Source organism: Bradyrhizobium sp. USDA3010, assembly GCF_056429065.1.
On sequence record NZ_JBWJZD010000001.1, the window covers coordinates 167779 to 185000 of the forward strand.

Sequence of the window (17222 nt, forward strand, 5' to 3'; positions counted from 1 at the left end):
CTTGCTTTCCGAAGTTCGCGCAAGAGGTCGCTGGACGAGTTCACGAACTTCGGAAAGGGGCGCTAGATGAGAGCGGTTTGGTACGAACGGACCGGCGCGGCGCCGACGGTGCTCACCGTCGGCGAGATGCCGACGCCTGACGCCGGCCCTGGCGAAGTCAGGGTTCGGCTCGAGGCCTCCGGCGTCAATCCGGCCGATGTCGGCCGCCGCAGCGGCAACTATCGCGCGATGGAATTTCCGCGCGTGATCCCGAACAGCGACGGCGCGGGGATCATCGACCAGGTCGGTGAAGGCGTGACGCGTTTTGCCGTCGGCGACCGCGTCTGGCTGTTCAACGGCCAGCGCAACGGCCGCGCCTTCGGCACCGCGGCCGAGTACATTACGCTTGCTGATTACCTGGTGACGCCGCTGCCGCAGGAGGTGTCGTTCGCGGCCGGAGCGACGCTCGGCATCCCCTGCATGACCGCGTGGTGCGCGCTGTTCGCCGACGGTCCGATCTCCGGGCAAACGGTGCTGGTCACCGGCGGCGCCGGTGCTGTCGGTCACTACGCCGTGCAACTGGCCAAATGGGGCGGCGCGCGCGTGATCGCGACCGTGAGCTCGCAAGTGAAGGACGTGGAAGCGCGGCTTGCCGGCGCCGACACGGTCGTCAACTACCGGACCGAGGACGTCGTCTCCAAGGTGATGGCCTTCACCGAGAACCGCGGCGTCGACCGCGTGATCGACGTCGATTTCGGCGGCAACCTCGCGACCACGCTGAAGATCATGGCGTTGAACTCGACGATCGCGGTCTACGCCACCAACGGCAACCGCACGCCTGTGCTGCCAATGCGCGAATTGATGGAAAAATGCATCACGGTGCGCTCGCTGGTGTTGTTTGCGCTGCCGCCGCCGCTGCTTGCCGCAGCGCAGGCCGACATCACCAAATGGCTGCAGTCGGGCACCCGCGTGCACAACGTCGCCGGCCAATTCGCGCTGGCGGAGACCGCCGAGGCCCATCTCGCCGTCGAGAAGGGCGACAAGATCGGCACCGTGATCGTCGACTGCGCGCGGTAACTCGCGTTGCTCCACTTCCCCCTCTCCCCGTTCTTACGGGGAGAGGGGGAAGTGGGGGGCTGTCACCGCGAAGAAGGTGACGGCAGGGACTGCGGAAGCTCCCCCTCACCCGGATCGCATCTGTCGATGCGATCCGACCTCTCCCCGCAAGCGGGGCGAGGTAAGAACAACACACTTCTGCTTCCTACTGGATCGGCGTGATGCGCTCGTCGCTCGGCGGTATGCCGAACTCGTCGAGCCCTTCGGCAAGGAGATCGCCGAGCATCGGTTCACCCAAGAGATAGCTCGCGGTGCGGCCGCTGCGCCCGCGCGCGGCCTCGCGGCGGAGATCGGCCCATTCCTCGATCGTGCCGTCGCCGCGGCCGAGCCGCATCAGCGCGATGAGGTCGACCTGCTCGTCCTCGCTCAGCGCATCGATGAAGCCCGTGATCTCGCGCGCCACCGGATCGTTACCGTCGTCCTCCAGCACGTCGATCATCTCATCGTCGGCCCCGTTCGAGCCGGAGTCCGGATCGACGATCCCCTCCTTGACGTCGAATTCCCGCGCCTTCTCGATCAAGAAACCAACTTTTTCAGGGGAGATTGTGAGTTCCGGCATTTGCGCACTCCTTCGTCCGACGAAGCGGTAACGCCGGAGGCGCCGACTTGATCCATTGCGCCGGCGCGCGGAAACCCGCATGGTCCGGGCACAAAAGAAAGAGAGGGCACGCCGCATGCAATGGACGATCGGCAAGGTCAAAATCACAAAGGTCGTCGAGCTCGAGACCGTCGGCAGCACACGCTTCATCCTGCCGCTGGCCGGCCGGGAAGAGATCCAGAGCCTGCCCTGGCTGATCCCGCATTTCGCCAATGAGGATGGCCGGCTGAAAATGTCGATCCACTCGCTGCTGGTCGAGACGCCGGAGCACCGCATCATCGTCGACACCGGTCTCGGCAACGACAAGCAGGGCCGCAACGTGCCGACCTGGAACAACCGCAACGATCCGTTCCTGGAGAAGCTCACCGCGGCCGGATTTGCACCTGACAGCATCGACATCGTGCTGTGCACGCATCTGCATGTCGACCACGTCGGCTGGAACACGAAACTCTCCGGCGGCAAATGGGTGCCGACCTTCGCCAATGCGCGCTACGTGTTCGGCAGGACCGAATTCGAGCACTGGCGCGACCACAGCGACGATGCCGCGCATGCTGCCGTGTTCGCCGACTCGGTGAAGCCGATCGCGAATGCCGGCAAGGCCGAGCTGGTGCCGAGCGATCATCGCCTCACCGAGGAGATCACGCTAATCCCGACGCCGGGACACAGCCCCGGCCATATGAGCATCCACATCAAGTCCGGCGGCGCGGAAGGACTGCTGACCGGCGACGTCGCCCATCATCCCTGCCAGATGTATCACCTCGACTGGTCGTCGACCGCGGACTCCGACCAGAAGCAATCGGCCGCGACGCGGCGCGAATTGTTCTCGCGCTTTGCCGACACGCCGACGCTGGTGATCGGCGGGCATTTCAACGCCGGCCACATCAAGCGCGACGGCGACGCGTTCAGGTTCGTCGCGCTGGGCTAACCGGCCCGAACTGACCTTGAATTAAGGCTTGGCTGCAATGCAGCGCGCTCATGGCGGTTGAATTTCCCGGCGCGCTGTTCCATGAAGCGTGTCGAGGTATAGCAGTAACAATCCTCAAGACATCGTAGGGAGTGATCAACATGAAGCTTGTTCGTTATGGCGAAAAGGGTGCGGAAAAGCCCGGCCTGATCGATAAATCCGGCCAGCTCCGCGACCTCTCGGCCCATCTGAAGGACCTGACCGGCGAAGCCTACACGCCGGACTCGCTGAAGAAGCTTTCCGCGCTCGATCCCGCCTCCCTGCCCGCCGTCTCCGGCAAGCCGCGCTTCGGCGCCCCTGTCACCGGCATCTCCAAATTCGTCGCGATCGGCCTGAATTATTCCGACCACGCCAAGGAAACCGGCGCTCAGATCCCGACCGAACCGATCATCTTCATGAAGGCGAATACCTCGCTGTCCGGCCCCAACGATGCCGTCGAGAAGCCGCGCGGTTCGACCAAGCTGGACTGGGAAGTCGAGATCGCCGCGATCATCGGCACCCGCGCCAAATACGTCTCGGAAGCCGACGCGCTCAACCACGTCGCCGGCTATTGCGTCTGCAACGACGTCTCCGAGCGCAACTTCCAGACCGAGCGGCTCGGACAGTGGACCAAGGGCAAGTCGCACGACACCTTCGGTCCGGTCGGCCCCTGGCTCGCCACCAAGGACGAAATCGCGGACGTGCAGAACCTGTCGATGTGGCTCGACGTCAACGGTCAGCGCCGCCAGACCGGCTCGACCAAGACCATGATCTTCACGATGGCGAAATGCATCTCCTACGTCTCGCAGTTCATGACGCTGCTGCCCGGCGATATCATCACGACGGGCACTCCGCCAGGCGTCGGTCTCGGTATGAAGCCGCCGACCTTCCTCAATGTCGGCGACGTCGTGACGCTCGGCATCGAAGGCCTCGGCGAGCAGCGCCAGGAAATCGTCGCGGCGTAATTGCCGGTCCGTCATCCTGAGGAGCCGCGAAGCGGCGTCTCGAAGGATGAGCCCAGCACACCGTCATCTCAGCGGATGGGTGACGAGATAGTATTGGTCGTTGCCCATCCTTCGAGACGCGCGCCGATGGCGCGCTCCTCAGGATGACGGCGGTGTACCCGGAAAGAGGTCATCACCATGAAACTCACCTTCTCTCCCGCCTCCCCGTTCGCACGCAAGCTGCGCATCGCGGCGATCGAGCTTGGCCTGATCGACAAGATCGAGCTGGTGCCGGCCAGCGTCGCGCCGGGCACGGCCAACGACGAATATTCCAGGATCTCGCCGCTGAAGAAGCTGCCGGTGCTGATCCTCGACCATGGCGACGTCATTCTGGATTCCTACGTCATCGTGGAATATCTCAACGAGATCGGCGGCGGCCGGCTGATCCCGGGCTACGGTCCGCGGCGCTGGAAGCTAAAGACCGACCATTCGCTGCTCAACGGCATGCTCGATTCCATGCTGCTGTGCCGCTACGAGAAGATGGTGCGGCCGCAGGGCTCGCTGTGGCAAGCCTGGTATGACGATCACTGGAACAGGGCCTGGGCCGGCATGGCGCGGTTCGAGAACCGGCCGGATGTTCTCGATGGCTCGTCGTTCGACATCGCGCAGATCGGCCTCGTCTGCGTGCTCGGCTACGCCGATTTCCGCTTCGCCGACTGCGGCTGGCGCAAGGCCTATCCCAAGCTCGACGCGTTCTACCAGAGAATGCTGGAGCGGCCGTCGGTGCAGATCTCGGCGCCGCCGCCGGCGTAGCAAAGCAAAGCGCGGGGAGAATGACGATGCGCGAATGCGTCCCCGCTCTCGATTTTCAGCGCGAGCCTGGCGCTCGCGCTGACCATCTCCGATCTCGACTTTGTGATGATGATGACGGCAGCCCGGTACAGCCCGCCGGAGCAAGGCCTTGCGGCGATGGATATCCTCGCCAACATCAACATTCCCGCCGTGCGCGACGCGCACTGACCTCATCCAAGGAATCACCATGAGCCTGAAATTTACCGCCGGCGATCTCACCATTCATCGCATTGTCGAGGAGGAAGGACTGTTCCTGCCCGCGCATGACATGCTGCCCGGACTGACACCGGAGCTGCTCGCGGAGAACCGCGCCTGGATGAAAGCGGCCGGCGCGCTCGATGACAGCGACACGCTGATCCTGGCGTTCCAGTCCTACATCGTGAAGACGCCGCACCACACCATCCTGATCGACAGCTGCATCGGCAACGACAAGCCGCGGCCGGGGCGGCCGAGCTGGAACATGAAGACCGACGATAACTATCTGCGCGGCCTCGCGGCGGCGGGCTTTTCGGTCGGCGACATCGACTACGTGATGTGCACGCATCTGCATGTCGACCATGTCGGCTGGAACACGCGGCTCGAGAACGGCCGCTGGGTGCCGACCTTCCCGAACGCGCGCTACGTGTTCGACAAGAGCGAGTTCGACTACTGGACCGAGACCAACGCCAAGGCAGCGGTCCCGCCCTTCGTCGACAGCGTGCTGCCGGTGGTCGAAGCCAAGCGGGCCGACCTCGTCGGCAATGATTTTGCGATCGGCGATCATATGCGCGTGCTGCCGACGCCCGGCCACACGCCGGGCCATGTCGCCTTCACCTTCGGCCGCGGCAAGGATGATGCGGTGTTCGCCGGCGATTTGATGCACTCGCCGATCCAGACGCTCTATCCGGAGTTGTCGCCGAAGTTCGACGTCGACCCGGCACTGGCCGCGAAGACGCGGCGCAGCTTCCTCGAGCGCTATTGCGACACCGATACGCTGTGCTGCCCGGCGCACTTCCCCTCGCCGACGGTCGGCAAGATCAGGCGGAAGGGCAACGGGTTTGTGTGTGAGACGGTGTAGCTGAGGCAGCTTGCTCGCTTCACCCTCCCCTGGAGGGGGAGGGTCGGCTCACAGCGAGCGCAGCGAGATGTGAGACGGGGTGGGGTGTTCTCTCAACGCGGGCAGCGCCCGATACGAGAGATCTTCACCCCACCTCGGTTCGCATTTCATGCGAACCGATCCTCCCCCTCCAGGGGAGGATAAGAAGACCGCGCGCCGCCTCAATCAAACAGGCTCGGCGTGTGGTTCACCACCGCGCCTTCGATCTGCAGCATCTTCAGCTTGGTCACCACGCCGCCATTGGCCGAGAAGCCGCCCGGCTTGTTACCGGCCGCCAGCACTCGGTGACAGGGTACCACGATCGGGCACGGGTTACGGCCCAATGCCTGGCCGACGTCGCGCGACAGCTCGACGCCGCCGAGCTGCTTGGCGATATCGCCATAGGTCACGGTCTTGCCCGGCGGAATCTTCCGCGCGATGTCGTAGACGCCGCGGTTGAACTCCGGCACGCCGTCGAGATCGAGCACGATGTCGGCGAGGTCGTTCGGCTTGCCGGCGAGCAGCTCGATCATGCCGTTGATCGCGTGCTGCACCTCGGCCGGGGGCGCCGCCTCGGTGACGTCGCCGTTGCGCTGGAAGATACGCTTGCGGGTTTTCTCCTCGGTGCCCATCGGCAGCTGTACGGCGGTGACGCCGTGCTCGCCCCAGACGACGCCGCAGGCGCCGATCATGGTTTCGAAGATTGCAAAATGCTGGCCGGTCATGGCTTGCTCCAGATGTTCCTTCATATCGTTTGGGCTCACGCATGCGAGCCTGTTGCTGATCTGAAATCTAGGCTTGGAGAATGTTGCTATCCACCCGAATTCCGTGGGAACTTGGGCTAAATCAACAACATCTCCTCCCTGCGCGAGCCGCAAATGCACAGCCTCCACGTCAACGGTTTCGACATGCCCTATCTCGATATCGGAGAGGGCCCGCCGCTGGTCTGCGTGCACGGCTCGCTGTGCGATTTCCGGATCTGGTCCGCGGTGCTCGGCCCGCTGACGCGGCGGCATCGCGTGATCGCGGTCAGCCTGCGGCATTTCTTCCCGGCGCATTGGGACGGCGTTGGCGACACCTATTCGATCGCGCAGCATGTCGACGACGTCATCGCCTTCATCGAGGCATTCGACACCAAGCCGGTCGACCTGATGGGGCATTCCCGCGGCGGCCATATCTGCTTCCGTGTCGCGCAGCGGCGGCCGGACCTGCTGCGCAAGCTGATCCTCGCCGAGCCCGGCGGCGAGCTCGACGAAAGCCTTGATCCCGACTTCAAGCCGGGCCCCTCGCCGCTGGCAGCACGCTTCGCGGCGTGTGCCGCTGAGATCGCCAAGGGCGACATCGACGGCGGCCTGCAGATCTTCATGGACGCGCTCGAAGGCCCCGGCGCCTGGAAGCGGATTCCGGCGACCTCCAAACAGCTGCTGCGCGACAACGCGACCACCCTGCTCGGCCAGACCCGCGACCAGCGTCCGCCGTTCTCGAAAGCCGACGCGGAGGCGATCAGGACGCCGACGCTGTTCATCGGCGGCGCCAACACCAAGGGCGTGCTGCCGAAGGTGCTGCACGCGCTCGCCGCCAATGTGCAGGGCGCGCGCACCGAGATGATCCCGGGCACCACGCATCCGATGTTCGAACAGGCCCCGCAACGCTATTGCGAGATCGTGCTGGAGTTTTTGGCGGGCTGAGGCGGCGGTACACCTCTTCACCTCGCCCCGCTTGCGGGGAGAGGCATAGGCCGCCTGCGGCGGCCGTCTTCAAGAACGCCAAAGCGGAGCTTCGGCTATGTCGCATCGGCAGATGCGATCCGGGTGAGGGGGTACAGGTCCGTCCACGCACGTCACTCGTGGAGAGAGCCCCTCACCCCAACCCTCTCCCCGCAAGAGCGGGGAGAGGGAGAACGGCCCTCACACCTTCCAGGCACCGACCGGCTGCCGCACGGCGACGTTGAGTCGGTTCCAGACATTGATCGCCGCGATCCCCAGCACCAGGGACGCGAGCTGCTGCTCGTCGAAATGCTTCGCGGCCTCGTCCCACACCGCGTCCGTCACCGGATCCTCGCGGTCGCTGAGCCGGGTCACCGCCTCGGTCAACGCCAGCGCGGCGCGCTCCGCTTCGGTGAAATATGGCGTGTCGCGCCAGGCGCCGACCGCGAACAGCCGTTCGTCGGTCTCTCCCGCGCGCCGTGCGAGCTTCGGGTGCATATCGACACAGACGCTGCAGCCATTGATCTGGCTGGCGCGCAGATGGACCAGCTCGAGCAGCTTTTCCGGCAAAGCCTGTTTGGTGCTCTCGCTGAGCGCCTGCAGCGCCTTCATGGCATCGGGAACAACCATCACCGGGTGGTTCATGCGGGCTTTCATCATCTCACTCTCCTGATTTGCCTTTTGACGCCGCCGGGCCGATCTGCTGTCACATCGGCCTGGTTTCGTTCGTCATGGCCATGACGGAGCGGACAAAGGGAATGTGACCGATGGACGAGGAAGAATTTCTGGCCGAACAGTTCGAGGCCAACCGGCCGCGCTTGCGGGCGGTGGCCTATCGCATGCTGGGCTCGACCGCCGAGGTCGACGACGCCGTGCAGGAGGCCTGGCTGCGGCTCGGCCGGACCGACGCTGCTGCCGTCGACAATCTCGGGGGCTGGCTGACCACGGTGATCGCGCGGATCTGCCTCGACATGCTGCGCTCGCGCAAATCGCGCCGCGAGGAGCCGATCGGGCCGCACGTGCCGGAGCCGATCGCGGACAATCCGTCCGAGCGCGAGACCGAGATGGCCGACTCGGTCGGCGCGGCGCTGCTCGTGGTGCTGGAGACGCTGGCGCCGGCCGAGCGGCTGGCTTTCGTACTGCACGACATGTTCGCGGTGCCGTTCGAGGAGATCGCGCCGATTGTCGGACGCACGCCGGCCGCCGCGCGGCAACTGGCGAGCCGCGCCAGACGCCGCGTGCAGGGCGCGCCGCCCGCGCCGAATGCCGATCTCAGCCGGCAGCGCGGCATTGTCGAAGCTTTCCTCGCGGCGTCCCGCAACGGCGACTTCGAGGGGTTGCTTGCCGTGCTCGCGCCCGACGTCGTGGTGCGCGCCGATCAGGCCGCGCAGCGGCTCGGCTCGCTGCCGGTGATCCGCGGCGCCGCGGCTGTCGCCGAAAGCTTCAAGGGACGCGCGCAGGCGGCGAAGCCAGCGCTGGTCGACGGCGAGATTGGCGTTGCCGTCATCTTTGGCGGCGCGCTGCGCATCGTGCTGCGGGTCACGATTTCAGGCGACAGGATCGCGGCGATCGATGCGACCGCCGAGCCCGCGCAGATCGAAACCTTCGATGTCGAAGTGCTCGATCCGAGTTGATCGCAGCTAGAGGCGGACAGGCTGCGATGCTAGTGTCACCCTGCGGTGTTCAGGGAGGACAATCATGAAACTATCCATCAAATTGCTTGCGTCGGCCGGCGTGCTTTCGCTCGCCCTCGCCTCCTCCGCCTTTGCCGCCGCGGATGAAAAGCTGCGCGCGGCCGCCGAGCAGGCCCAGCCTGCCGTGATCGAAAGCCTGCACGACATGGTGCTGATCGAATCGGGCTCCAGCGATGTCGAGGGCCTGAAGAAGATGGCCGACTACACCGAAGCGCGGCTGAAGGCGCTCGGCGCCAAGACCGAGCGGCGCAAGACCACGAAGGGCGCCGGCGCCGACATGGTGATCGGCACCTTCGAAGGCACCGGCAGCAGGAAGCTGATGCTGATCGCGCATATGGACACCGTCTATGAGCACGGCATCCTCGACACCCAACCCTACAAGGTCGACGGCAACAGGATTTACGGACCCGGCGTTGCCGACGACAAGGGCGGCATCGCCGTCGTCCTGCATTCGCTCAAGATCCTGAACGATGCGGGCTGGCGCGACTACGCAAAACTCACGGTGTCGTTCAATCCGGATGAAGAGGTCGGCTCGATCGGCTCCGGCGAGATCATCGCCGAGCTCGCCGACCAGCACGATCTGGTGCTGTCCTGCGAGCCGACGGTGGCGCCGCCGGTGGCCAAGAACGAAAGCCTTCTGCTCGGCGCGAGCGGCACCGCGACCGGCACGATGGATGTGAAGGGCAAGGCCTCGCATGCCGGCGCCGCGCCGCAGCTCGGCCGCAACGCGCTGATCGAGCTCGCGCATCAGTTGCTGCAGACCCAGGACGTCGCGAAAGCCATCCCGGGCACGCAGCTGAACTGGACCACCGCGAAGGCCGGCACCGTGCGCAACCAGATCCCCGATCACGCCTCTGCCGGCGCCGACATCCGCCTCACCATTCCCGACGGTGTGCAGAAGCTGCAGGCCGCGCTCGACGAGAAGGTGAAGGACAGGCTGATCCCGGACACCGCGGTGACCGTCAAAGTGGTCGCGGGCCGGCCGCCCTTCGTCGCCGATGATCGCGGCCGCGCGCTCGCGCGGCAAGGACAGGCGATCTATGCCGAGCTCGATCGCACACTGGACATTGCGGAGATGACCGGCGGCGCGACCGATGCCGGCTACGCTGCGCGCAGCGGCAAGGCCATCGTGGTCGAAAGCTTCGGCCTCGCCGGCTGGGGCTATCACGCCCGCGACGAATACATCGACACCAACTCGATCGTGCCGCGACTCTATCTGATGACGCGGATCCTGATGGAGTTGGGCAAGGCGAAGTAGCTGGGGGCGGCGTCCGATATCCGCCTAAATCTTCCTGATTTCAATCGCTTAGCATTTCCGCGTGCTCCCGCCTTGACCGCTCCTGCAACCCGCACTAGCCTGCATTTCGAACACGGAATTCCGTATTCCAATTTGGACGGTCGGCATATGATTCCATTGGACCCGCTTCCGAACCTCATCGACCAGGTCTATGGGCGGCTGCTCGAAGCGATCATCGACCGCACGCTGCTGCCCGGCCAGCGCATCACCCAGAACGAACTTGCCGATCGGCTCGGCGTTTCGCGCCAGCCGATCTCGCACGCGCTGCATTTGTTGCATCGCCAGGGCCTCGTCGCGGAGAGCGGCAAGCGCGGCTTCGAGGTGACGCAGCTCGATCCGCAGCGCATCCGCGAGCTCTATGAAGTGCGCGGCGCCATCGATGCGCTCGCGGCGCGGCTTGCCGCGATGCGTGTGAAAGAGGATTCCGCGGCACGCGCGCAGCTCGAGGGCGCGCTCGAAGCCGGACGCGCGATCGGCGACGACGCGCCGCTGGCGCGCCTGATCGCGCTCGACGTCGACTTCCACAGCGCGATCTATCGGCTGGCCGGCAATACCGCGATCGAGGAAATGATCGCGCCGCAATGGCCGCATATGCGCCGCTCGATGGCGACCGTGCTCGCCGAGCTCGATTACCGCGGCAGCGCCTGGACCGAGCACGAGACCATTGCCGCGCACATTTTCTCCGGCAACGCCGCCGCCGCCGAGGCCGCGGCGTTGGCCCATGCGCAGACGGCGGGGCGGATGACCGAAGAGAAGCTGAGGGCGATCGACGTCGCGGCGTGAGCAGGACTGTTACTGCGCCAAGAACGAAAACCAATAATCAAAGGAGGAAAGCACCATGAAACTGACCCCGGAGCAGATCGAGTTTTTCCACCGCGAAGGCTGGCTGTTCCTGCCCGAGCTGTTCAGCCAGGAAGAGGTCGATTTCCTCGCACGCGAGGCGGTCTCGATCTATGACGCCAACCGCCCCGAGGTGTGGCGCGAGAAGAGCGGCGCGCCGCGCACGGCATTCGCCGCGCATCTCTACAACGAGGCGTTCGGCCTCCTCGGCGCGCACCCGCGCATGATCGACCCCATCGAGCAGCTGTTCGGTGAGAAGGTCTACATGCATCAGTTCAAGATCAACGCGAAGGCCGCCTTCACCGGCGACGTCTGGCAGTGGCACCAGGATTACGGCACCTGGAAACGTGACGACGGCATGCCGGAGCCGCGCGCGATGAACATCGCGATCTTCCTCGACGAGGTGATGCCGATCAACGGCCCGCTGATGCTGGTGCCACAGAGCCAGACGGCGGGCGATCTGAAGGCGTCGCACGATCTGGAGACCACGTCCTACCCGCTGTGGACGCTGGACGAAGAGACGGTGACGCGGCTCGTGAAGCAGGGCGGCATCGTCGCGCCGACCGGCAAGCCCGGCGGCATGCTGATGTTCCACGGCAATCTGGTGCACGGATCGAGCGGCAACATCACGCCCTACCCGCGCAAGATCGTCTATTTGACGCTGAACGCCGTCTCGAACTACATCCGCACCCCGACGCGGCCGGACTACATCGCGCACCGCGACTTCACGCCGATCCAGACCGTGGCCGACGACGCGCTGCTGCGGCTCGCGCGTGCGCCACGGCAGGCGGCGGAGTAATCTCAAAAGCTGTCATTCCGGGGCGGCGCACAAGCGTCGAGCCCGGAATCCATACTCCCGATCGTGGTTATGGATTCTCAGATGTGCAATTGCACATCATGGCTCGCGACTTCGTCGCGCCCCGGAATGACGAATTCTGAATAGTCGCGCGCCCTGCGCGACCGCACCATTGGTAACCAACATATGAACCTGCATCACCTCCTCAAAACCCGCGCCGCCGCCGGCAAGCCGGTCCGCGTCGTCCTGATCGGCGCCGGAAAGTTCGGCTCGATGTTCCTGTCGCAGGTGCCGCACACGCCGGGGCTCGAGGTGCCGGTGATCGTCGATCTCGACCGCGACCGCGCGCGCGAGGCGTGCCGCACCGTCGGCTGGGACGACGCGCGGATCGGCGCCACGACCTTTACCGACGACGGTGCGCGCGCGATCGCAGGCGGCGCGTTCGACGTCGTGGTGGAAGCCACCGGCAATCCCGCGGTCGGCATCCGCCATGCCCGCGCGGCGATATCAGCCGGCAAGCATGTCGTGATGGTCAATGTCGAAGCCGATGTGCTGGCCGGCCCGCTGCTCGCCGAGGAGGCGCGCAAGGCCGGCGTGGTCTATTCGCTCGCCTATGGTGACCAGCCGGCGCTGACGGCAGAGATGGTCGATTGGGCACGCGCGACGGGATTCCGCGTCGTCGCTGCCGGCAAGGGCACGAAATACCTGCCGGCCTATCACGACGTGACGCCGGAAGGTGTGTGGCAGCATTACGGGCTCACATCAGGCGAGGCGCAATCCGCCGGCATGAACCCGCAGATGTTCAATTCCTTCCTCGACGGCACCAAATCCGCGATCGAGATGGCGGCGATCGCCAATGCCTGCACGCTCGACGTGCCATCGGAGGGCTTGCTGTTTCCGCCCTGCGGCGTCGACGACCTGCCGCATGTGATGCGGCCGCGCGACAAGGGCGGCGTGCTGGAGAAATCCGGCATCGTCGAGGTGGTGTCGTCGCTGGAACGCGACGGCCGCCCGGTGTTTCGTGATCTGCGCTGGGGCGTCTATGTGGTGCTGGAGGCGCCGAACGATTATGCCGCCGATTGCTTCAAGCAGTACGGCCTCAAGACCGATGCGTCCGGCCGCTATGCGGCGATGTACAAGCCGTATCATCTGATCGGGCTCGAGCTGAATATTTCCGTGCTGTCGGCGGCGCTGCGCAACGAACCGACCGGACAGCCCCGCGGCTTCCGCGGCGACGTCGCGGCGGTGGCGAAGCGCAATCTGCGCGCCGGCGAGATGCTCGACGGCGAAGGTGGCTACACGGTGTGGGGCAGGCTGATGCCCGCCGCCGCCAGCCTCGCCGCCGGCGCATTGCCGATCGGGCTCGCGCATCGCGTCAAGCTGAAGAACGACATCGCCCATGGCGCTGTCGTGCGCTGGAGCGACGTCGAGGTCGATGAGGGCAACGACACCATCAAGACGCGCAAGGCGATGGAGAAGGCGTTTTCGCGGTAGCGCCGTTGCCGTTTGCCCGAACGTCCTTCACCTCTCCCCGCTCTTTGCGGGGAGAGGTGAAGGACGCCTTTGGCGGCCGCTCTCAAGAACGCCGAAGCCCCTCACCCCAACCCTCTCCCCGCAAGAACGGGGAGAGGGAGAAGAAGAGCGCCCGCTCCAATAACTACGGCAACAACCGCCTCGCCTTCGCCAGCTTGAACCATTTGCGGAACATCGCTTCGGTATCCATCATCTCGGTGAAGCCGGCCTGGTTGATCTTCACCGTCGACACGATCGAGGGCGGACCGGATTCAGTCTGTCCGTAGCGCATGCTGTAATCGGCATATTGAAACGACAGGCCGACGAACTCTTCCAGGTGAGGTGCGATCAGATCGTGCTTCCTGCGCAGCTCGTCCCACAGCGGGATCCATTTCGGATACTCCTTCGCCAGCGACAGCGGCACATGCCGGCCCGGCGCCATCTCGAGCGCATCTGATACCGCGGGCCAGATATTTTCCCAGGTGAAGACGTCGCCATTGGTGACGTTGAAGGCTTCATTGCGTGCGGTCTCAGCCTCGCCCGACCAGGCGATCGCGCGCGCCAAGAGATCGACATCGACCGCCTGCGCGACACGCGGCGCACCGCCGGGATAATCGAGCGGCCGTCCCTGCTCGCGCAGCACTGCCGCATAGACGCCGAGTGGCGGGATCAAATCCATCGCGCCGCCCATGGCTTCGCCGATGATCAGCACCGGACGCAGGATGCTCCAGTGCCAGCGCTTGCCGCGTTGCAGCTCACGCAGGAAATTCTCCTGCGCCCAATAGAAATTCGGCTGCTCGTACATTTCCGAGCGGCCCTCGCGCGCCGGCACCGTGAGCGGCCGGACGTGGACGCCGTAGGCCTTGGTGCCCTGCAGCAGCGCGACGTGCTTGAGATCAGGCGCGACGGGCTCAAGCACGCCCATCAGCTTGCGCAGCATCCGGTCATTGGTTTCGATCTGCCCGGCATCGCGCTAGCCATCGACCAGGCTCGGCGCTTCATAGAGCGCGGCATAGATCAGGTGCGTTGCGCCGGCGAGCTCGGCCGCGGCGCGGCGGCAATCCTCGGCGCTGGTGAGGTCGATCCGCACATGCCGCGCGCCGTAGAGATCGCGCGGCTTGCGGCGCGACAGCGCAATGCGCTCGCAATCGCCGGATGTGCCGAAGTGTCGCAAGGCGGCGTTGCCCACGAGGCCGGTCGCGCCGGCGACCACGACTTTCTTGTTGGCCATGTCCTTGAACTCCCATCAACTCACCTGTCCTGCCTAGCAGATCGCAGCAGGGCCGACAGGTATCGGATGAGACCAACAGCGCCGATTTTCCTTCGCAGCTGCAACGAAGGCGGGCGCTTGATTTCCTCCGGCAAACGATCATCCTGACCGGAGGAACCGAAAGCTCGGATTTCCACACACAAGAGCCCGTCGAGGGCCACCGGACACATCACCACAGCAACGTCGATCGATCGGCGAAGAAAGACGGCACCAAGATCGTTCCCCTTGTCGAGGCATCGGCACACAGGAGGAATACGCATGAAGCGTCGTGATTTCTTGAGGGCAGGCGGCGTCGGGCTGGCTGCGACGGCGGTGGCTGCGCCCGCGGTCGCGCAATCGATGCCGGAGGTCAGGTGGCGGCTCGCGGCGAGCTGGCCGAAGGCGCTCGATACACTCTATGGCGGCTGTGAATTCTTCTGCAAGCGCGTCGCCGAAATCACCGACAACCGTTTCCAGATCCAGTCGTTCGCCGCCGGCGAGATCGTGCCAGGCCTGCAGGTACTGGACGCCGTCTCCAACGGCACGGTCGAGATGGGCAACACCGCGCTGTATTATTACTGGGGCAAGAATCCCGCCTTCACCTTCGGCACCTCGCTGCCATTCGGCCTCAACACGCGCCAGCATATTTCCTGGCTGCAATGGGGCGGCGGCAGCGAACTGATCAACAACCTGCTTGCGGAATACAACTGCGTCGGCATTCCGACCGGCTCGACCGGCGCCCAGATGGGCGGCTGGTTCCGGAAGGAGATCAAGTCGATGGCGGATTTGCAGGGGCTGAAATTCCGCGTCGGCGGCTTCGCCGGCACCATCATCGCCAAGGTCGGCGGTGTGCCGCAGCAGATCGCCGGCGGCGATATCTATCCGGCACTGGAGAAAGGCACCATCGACGCCGCCGAGTGGGTCGGGCCGTATGACGATGAGAAGCTCGGCTTCGTCAAGGTCGCGAAATTCTACTACTACCCCGGCTGGTGGGAAGGCACCGGACAGGGCCACAACGTGCTGAACAAGGACAAATGGAACGCGCTGCCGAAGCATTATCAGGCCGCGATCCAGGCGGCGTCCGAAGACACCTTCACCTGGGTCACCGGAAAATATGACGCGGTCAATCCGCCGGCGCTGAAGCGCCTGATCGTGGCCGGCGCACAACTGCGGCCGTTCCCGCAGGAAGTGCTGGAGGCCTGCTACAACGCGGCCAACGAGATCTATGCCGATCTCGCCAAGAGCAATCCGCATTTCGGCAAGATGTATGCGAGCCTCGCCGCCTATCGCAACGAATCGCTGGCCTGGATGCAGGTCGCCGAACTGTCGTTCGACAGCTTCATGATGCGGATGCGCACGCGGACATAACTCCACCACTTCTCCCCGCCTGCGGGGAGAAGTCGGATTGCATCGGAGGTGCAATCCGGATGAGGAGGTCTCCGCAGATGACCTCTCACCGGCTTCGGAGCAGCAGCCCCTCACCCCAACCCTTTCCCCGCAAGAGCGGGGAGAGGGAGAAAAGAAAAAGCCCCGGAGAAATTCTCCGGGGCTTTGTTCTTGAATCGGCTCTGATTCGACTTGCGCTCAGTTGTCGTCGCTGCCGCCGAATTCTTCCATCAGCTTGTCGTAGCTCTTGGTCACGAGATCGATGTTGCCCTTATTCTCGACCGCGGGCGGCGGCGACTTCAGGGCTTCGTTGAGATCGGCAAGCGCGTCCTTCTTGTCCTTGGCCGACATCTTCTTGTCGGCCTGGACCTGGGCGATCTGCGCCTTCACCACCGCCTCGGGACCGACATACTTCTTGGTCTGCGGATCGAAGCCGCCGAGCACCAGCGAAATATTGTCGACGACGCTGTTGTAGTCGTCATAGCTGGCGAAGCCGTTCTTCTTGGCAATGGCCTCGAGCTGGGCAACGATCTTCGGATCCGGCTTGGCATCCTGGGACAGTTTTGCGGTGATCGGGTCCATTTCCTTGGCGGCCGCGATCGCGCCGTCGATCTGCTTGTCGGTGAGTGCGATCTGCTTGATCGGGGGAGCCTGGTCCTGTGCTGGAGCTGCGGCCTGCGCGGCGGGCGCGGGCTGCTTTGCCGCCGGCGCCATCTGCTGCTGCTTGGCCTGCGCGAATGCGCCGCTGTTCGACGCCGCGGTCATTGCGATCGCAAGACATGCGACGCTCAACGCAGCAGTTACGGGACGGACGATCTCACGCATGGAAGTCTCCTCATTGGGGCGGGGTTGCCGAGCTTCTTGGGTGCAAGAGGTACGGAAATCGAAATGAATGGCCTATGAACTTTGGTCGTAGAGCATGATGAGCAATCGTGGCCGAATGATCACAAACTGTTCAAGGGTTGTTGATCGCGGCGTTCACGCCCGAGCGGCGGTGAACAAGAAACGTGCACGGATGAAGCGGCCAACTCCCAGCCACAGATGTACGCAAGCCTATCCGGCGGAAACATTGTCCGGCGTGCAATTCGATCGTTGCACCACGCTGCGCGGCTCGCAGACATTGCGGGCCAGGCGCGAGGACAACGCCATGACCTGCTATCGGGGATCCTGCCACTGTGGAGCGGTGACGTTCCGGATCGACGCGGACATCGGCGAGCTGACGACGTGCGATTGCT

General features: G+C 64.7%; 19 protein-coding genes (1 of these 19 running past the window's edge). 13 read left to right on the forward strand and 6 right to left on the reverse strand.

All coding sequences use genetic code 11. The features are described from left to right. Nucleotides 1-66 precede the first annotated feature (66 nt). Complete coding sequence (locus AC066Y_RS00690) at nt 67-1056, forward strand: NADPH:quinone reductase (RefSeq protein WP_478272223.1); 990 nt, start codon at nt 67-69, stop codon at nt 1054-1056. A 184-nt stretch (nt 1057-1240) separates the two neighbouring features. On the opposite strand, the gene AC066Y_RS00695 is transcribed toward AC066Y_RS00690, so the two are convergent. Next, nucleotides 1241-1654 carry a DUF3775 domain-containing protein gene (locus tag AC066Y_RS00695; RefSeq protein ID WP_478272224.1) on the reverse strand — a complete coding sequence of 138 codons (414 nt, stop codon included), beginning with the start codon at nt 1652-1654 and terminating at the stop codon, nt 1241-1243. Nucleotides 1655-1769: 115 nt separating this feature from the next. On the opposite strand from AC066Y_RS00695, the gene AC066Y_RS00700 reads away from it, so the two are divergent. The 4 genes from AC066Y_RS00700 (at nt 1770) to AC066Y_RS00715 (ending at nt 5489) form a co-directional block, all read left to right on the forward strand. Next, on the forward strand, nt 1770-2618 hold the full coding sequence (locus AC066Y_RS00700) for an MBL fold metallo-hydrolase (protein ID WP_478272225.1): 849 nt from the start codon (nt 1770-1772) through the stop codon (nt 2616-2618). A gap of 140 nt (nt 2619-2758) precedes the next feature. Then, the gene (locus tag AC066Y_RS00705) at nt 2759-3601 is read left to right on the forward strand and encodes a fumarylacetoacetate hydrolase family protein (protein ID WP_223974108.1); all 843 of its coding nucleotides are present in this window, start codon (nt 2759-2761) and stop codon (nt 3599-3601) included. A 177-nt stretch (nt 3602-3778) separates the two neighbouring features. After that, nucleotides 3779-4393, forward strand: a complete 615-nt coding sequence (locus AC066Y_RS00710) for a glutathione S-transferase family protein (protein WP_478272226.1) — start codon at nt 3779-3781, stop codon at nt 4391-4393. Between the two features lie 226 nt (nt 4394-4619). Further along, nucleotides 4620-5489 (forward strand): MBL fold metallo-hydrolase, encoded by an 870-nt coding sequence (locus AC066Y_RS00715; RefSeq protein ID WP_478272227.1) that lies wholly within the window; start codon nt 4620-4622, stop codon nt 5487-5489. Nucleotides 5490-5689: 200 nt separating this feature from the next. On the opposite strand, the gene AC066Y_RS00720 is transcribed toward AC066Y_RS00715, so the two are convergent. Continuing rightward, nucleotides 5690-6232, reverse strand: a complete 543-nt coding sequence (locus AC066Y_RS00720) for a methylated-DNA--[protein]-cysteine S-methyltransferase (protein ID WP_478272228.1) — start codon at nt 6230-6232, stop codon at nt 5690-5692. 153 nt (nt 6233-6385) lie between these two features. On the opposite strand from AC066Y_RS00720, the gene AC066Y_RS00725 reads away from it, so the two are divergent. After that, on the forward strand, nt 6386-7195 hold the full coding sequence (locus AC066Y_RS00725; protein WP_478272229.1) for an alpha/beta fold hydrolase: 810 nt from the start codon (nt 6386-6388) through the stop codon (nt 7193-7195). A gap of 219 nt (nt 7196-7414) precedes the next feature. On the opposite strand, the gene AC066Y_RS00730 is transcribed toward AC066Y_RS00725, so the two are convergent. After that, on the reverse strand, nt 7415-7870 hold the full coding sequence (locus tag AC066Y_RS00730; protein WP_478272560.1) for a carboxymuconolactone decarboxylase family protein: 456 nt from the start codon (nt 7868-7870) through the stop codon (nt 7415-7417). 110 nt (nt 7871-7980) lie between these two features. Between AC066Y_RS00730 and AC066Y_RS00735 the strand changes: the two genes are divergently transcribed. The 5 genes from AC066Y_RS00735 to AC066Y_RS00755 all read left to right on the forward strand — a co-directional run bounded on the left by AC066Y_RS00735 (nt 7981) and on the right by AC066Y_RS00755 (nt 13334). Further along, nucleotides 7981-8847: a sigma-70 family RNA polymerase sigma factor gene (locus AC066Y_RS00735; protein ID WP_478272230.1), complete on the forward strand. Its 867-nt coding sequence runs from the start codon at nt 7981-7983 to the stop codon at nt 8845-8847. Between the two features lie 64 nt (nt 8848-8911). Then, nucleotides 8912-10165: a M20/M25/M40 family metallo-hydrolase gene (locus tag AC066Y_RS00740; protein ID WP_478272231.1), complete on the forward strand. Its 1254-nt coding sequence runs from the start codon at nt 8912-8914 to the stop codon at nt 10163-10165. Nucleotides 10166-10312: 147 nt separating this feature from the next. Then, entirely contained in the window at nt 10313-10987 is a 675-nt protein-coding gene (locus AC066Y_RS00745; protein WP_478272232.1) for a GntR family transcriptional regulator, read from the forward strand. A gap of 55 nt (nt 10988-11042) precedes the next feature. Then, a complete protein-coding gene (locus AC066Y_RS00750; RefSeq protein WP_176533757.1) occupies nt 11043-11843 on the forward strand; it encodes a phytanoyl-CoA dioxygenase family protein in 801 nt (266 codons plus the stop codon). 183 nt (nt 11844-12026) lie between these two features. Further along, on the forward strand, nt 12027-13334 hold the full coding sequence (locus tag AC066Y_RS00755; RefSeq protein ID WP_478272233.1) for an NAD(P)H-dependent oxidoreductase: 1308 nt from the start codon (nt 12027-12029) through the stop codon (nt 13332-13334). Between the two features lie 163 nt (nt 13335-13497). Here AC066Y_RS00755 and AC066Y_RS00760 read toward each other — a convergent pair whose 3' ends face one another. Continuing rightward, the gene (locus AC066Y_RS00760; RefSeq protein ID WP_478272561.1) at nt 13498-14310 is read right to left on the reverse strand and encodes a Rossmann-fold NAD(P)-binding domain-containing protein; all 813 of its coding nucleotides are present in this window, start codon (nt 14308-14310) and stop codon (nt 13498-13500) included. A gap of 15 nt (nt 14311-14325) precedes the next feature. Then, entirely contained in the window at nt 14326-14583 is a 258-nt protein-coding gene (locus AC066Y_RS00765) for an NAD-dependent epimerase/dehydratase family protein (RefSeq protein WP_478272234.1), read from the reverse strand. Between the two features lie 297 nt (nt 14584-14880). Between AC066Y_RS00765 and AC066Y_RS00770 the strand changes: the two genes are divergently transcribed. After that, on the forward strand, nt 14881-15969 hold the full coding sequence (locus AC066Y_RS00770; protein WP_092123335.1) for a TRAP transporter substrate-binding protein: 1089 nt from the start codon (nt 14881-14883) through the stop codon (nt 15967-15969). Between the two features lie 216 nt (nt 15970-16185). Here the strand turns inward: AC066Y_RS00770 and AC066Y_RS00775 are convergent, their stop codons facing one another. Then, the gene (locus AC066Y_RS00775) at nt 16186-16812 is read right to left on the reverse strand and encodes a hypothetical protein (RefSeq protein WP_478272235.1); all 627 of its coding nucleotides are present in this window, start codon (nt 16810-16812) and stop codon (nt 16186-16188) included. A gap of 169 nt (nt 16813-16981) precedes the next feature. Here AC066Y_RS00775 and AC066Y_RS00780 point away from each other — a divergent pair, with 169 nt between their 5' ends. Beyond that, nucleotides 16982-17222, forward strand: the start of a protein-coding gene (locus tag AC066Y_RS00780) for a GFA family protein (RefSeq protein ID WP_478272236.1). The gene runs 308 nt beyond the window's last position; the window shows 241 of its 549 coding nt (coding positions 1-241); its start codon is at nt 16982-16984; the stop codon falls past the right edge of the window.

Bases quoted from the DNA above. Each gene is read 5' to 3' on its own strand.
- AC066Y_RS00690 (WP_478272223.1), top strand. From the start codon at position 67: ATGAGAGCGGTTTGGTACGAACGGACCGGCGCGGCGCCGACGGTGCTC.
- AC066Y_RS00695 (WP_478272224.1), bottom strand. From the start codon at position 1,654: ATGCCGGAACTCACAATCTCCCCTGAAAAAGTTGGTTTCTTGATCGAG.
- AC066Y_RS00700 (WP_478272225.1), top strand. From the start codon at position 1,770: ATGCAATGGACGATCGGCAAGGTCAAAATCACAAAGGTCGTCGAGCTC.
- AC066Y_RS00705 (WP_223974108.1), top strand. From the start codon at position 2,759: ATGAAGCTTGTTCGTTATGGCGAAAAGGGTGCGGAAAAGCCCGGCCTG.
- AC066Y_RS00710 (WP_478272226.1), top strand. From the start codon at position 3,779: ATGAAACTCACCTTCTCTCCCGCCTCCCCGTTCGCACGCAAGCTGCGC.
- AC066Y_RS00715 (WP_478272227.1), top strand. From the start codon at position 4,620: ATGAGCCTGAAATTTACCGCCGGCGATCTCACCATTCATCGCATTGTC.
- AC066Y_RS00720 (WP_478272228.1), bottom strand. From the start codon at position 6,232: ATGACCGGCCAGCATTTTGCAATCTTCGAAACCATGATCGGCGCCTGC.
- AC066Y_RS00725 (WP_478272229.1), top strand. From the start codon at position 6,386: ATGCACAGCCTCCACGTCAACGGTTTCGACATGCCCTATCTCGATATC.
- AC066Y_RS00730 (WP_478272560.1), bottom strand. From the start codon at position 7,870: ATGAAAGCCCGCATGAACCACCCGGTGATGGTTGTTCCCGATGCCATG.
- AC066Y_RS00735 (WP_478272230.1), top strand. From the start codon at position 7,981: ATGGACGAGGAAGAATTTCTGGCCGAACAGTTCGAGGCCAACCGGCCG.
- AC066Y_RS00740 (WP_478272231.1), top strand. From the start codon at position 8,912: ATGAAACTATCCATCAAATTGCTTGCGTCGGCCGGCGTGCTTTCGCTC.
- AC066Y_RS00745 (WP_478272232.1), top strand. From the start codon at position 10,313: ATGATTCCATTGGACCCGCTTCCGAACCTCATCGACCAGGTCTATGGG.
- AC066Y_RS00750 (WP_176533757.1), top strand. From the start codon at position 11,043: ATGAAACTGACCCCGGAGCAGATCGAGTTTTTCCACCGCGAAGGCTGG.
- AC066Y_RS00755 (WP_478272233.1), top strand. From the start codon at position 12,027: ATGAACCTGCATCACCTCCTCAAAACCCGCGCCGCCGCCGGCAAGCCG.
- AC066Y_RS00765 (WP_478272234.1), bottom strand. From the start codon at position 14,583: ATGGCCAACAAGAAAGTCGTGGTCGCCGGCGCGACCGGCCTCGTGGGC.
- AC066Y_RS00770 (WP_092123335.1), top strand. From the start codon at position 14,881: ATGAAGCGTCGTGATTTCTTGAGGGCAGGCGGCGTCGGGCTGGCTGCG.
- AC066Y_RS00775 (WP_478272235.1), bottom strand. From the start codon at position 16,812: ATGCGTGAGATCGTCCGTCCCGTAACTGCTGCGTTGAGCGTCGCATGT.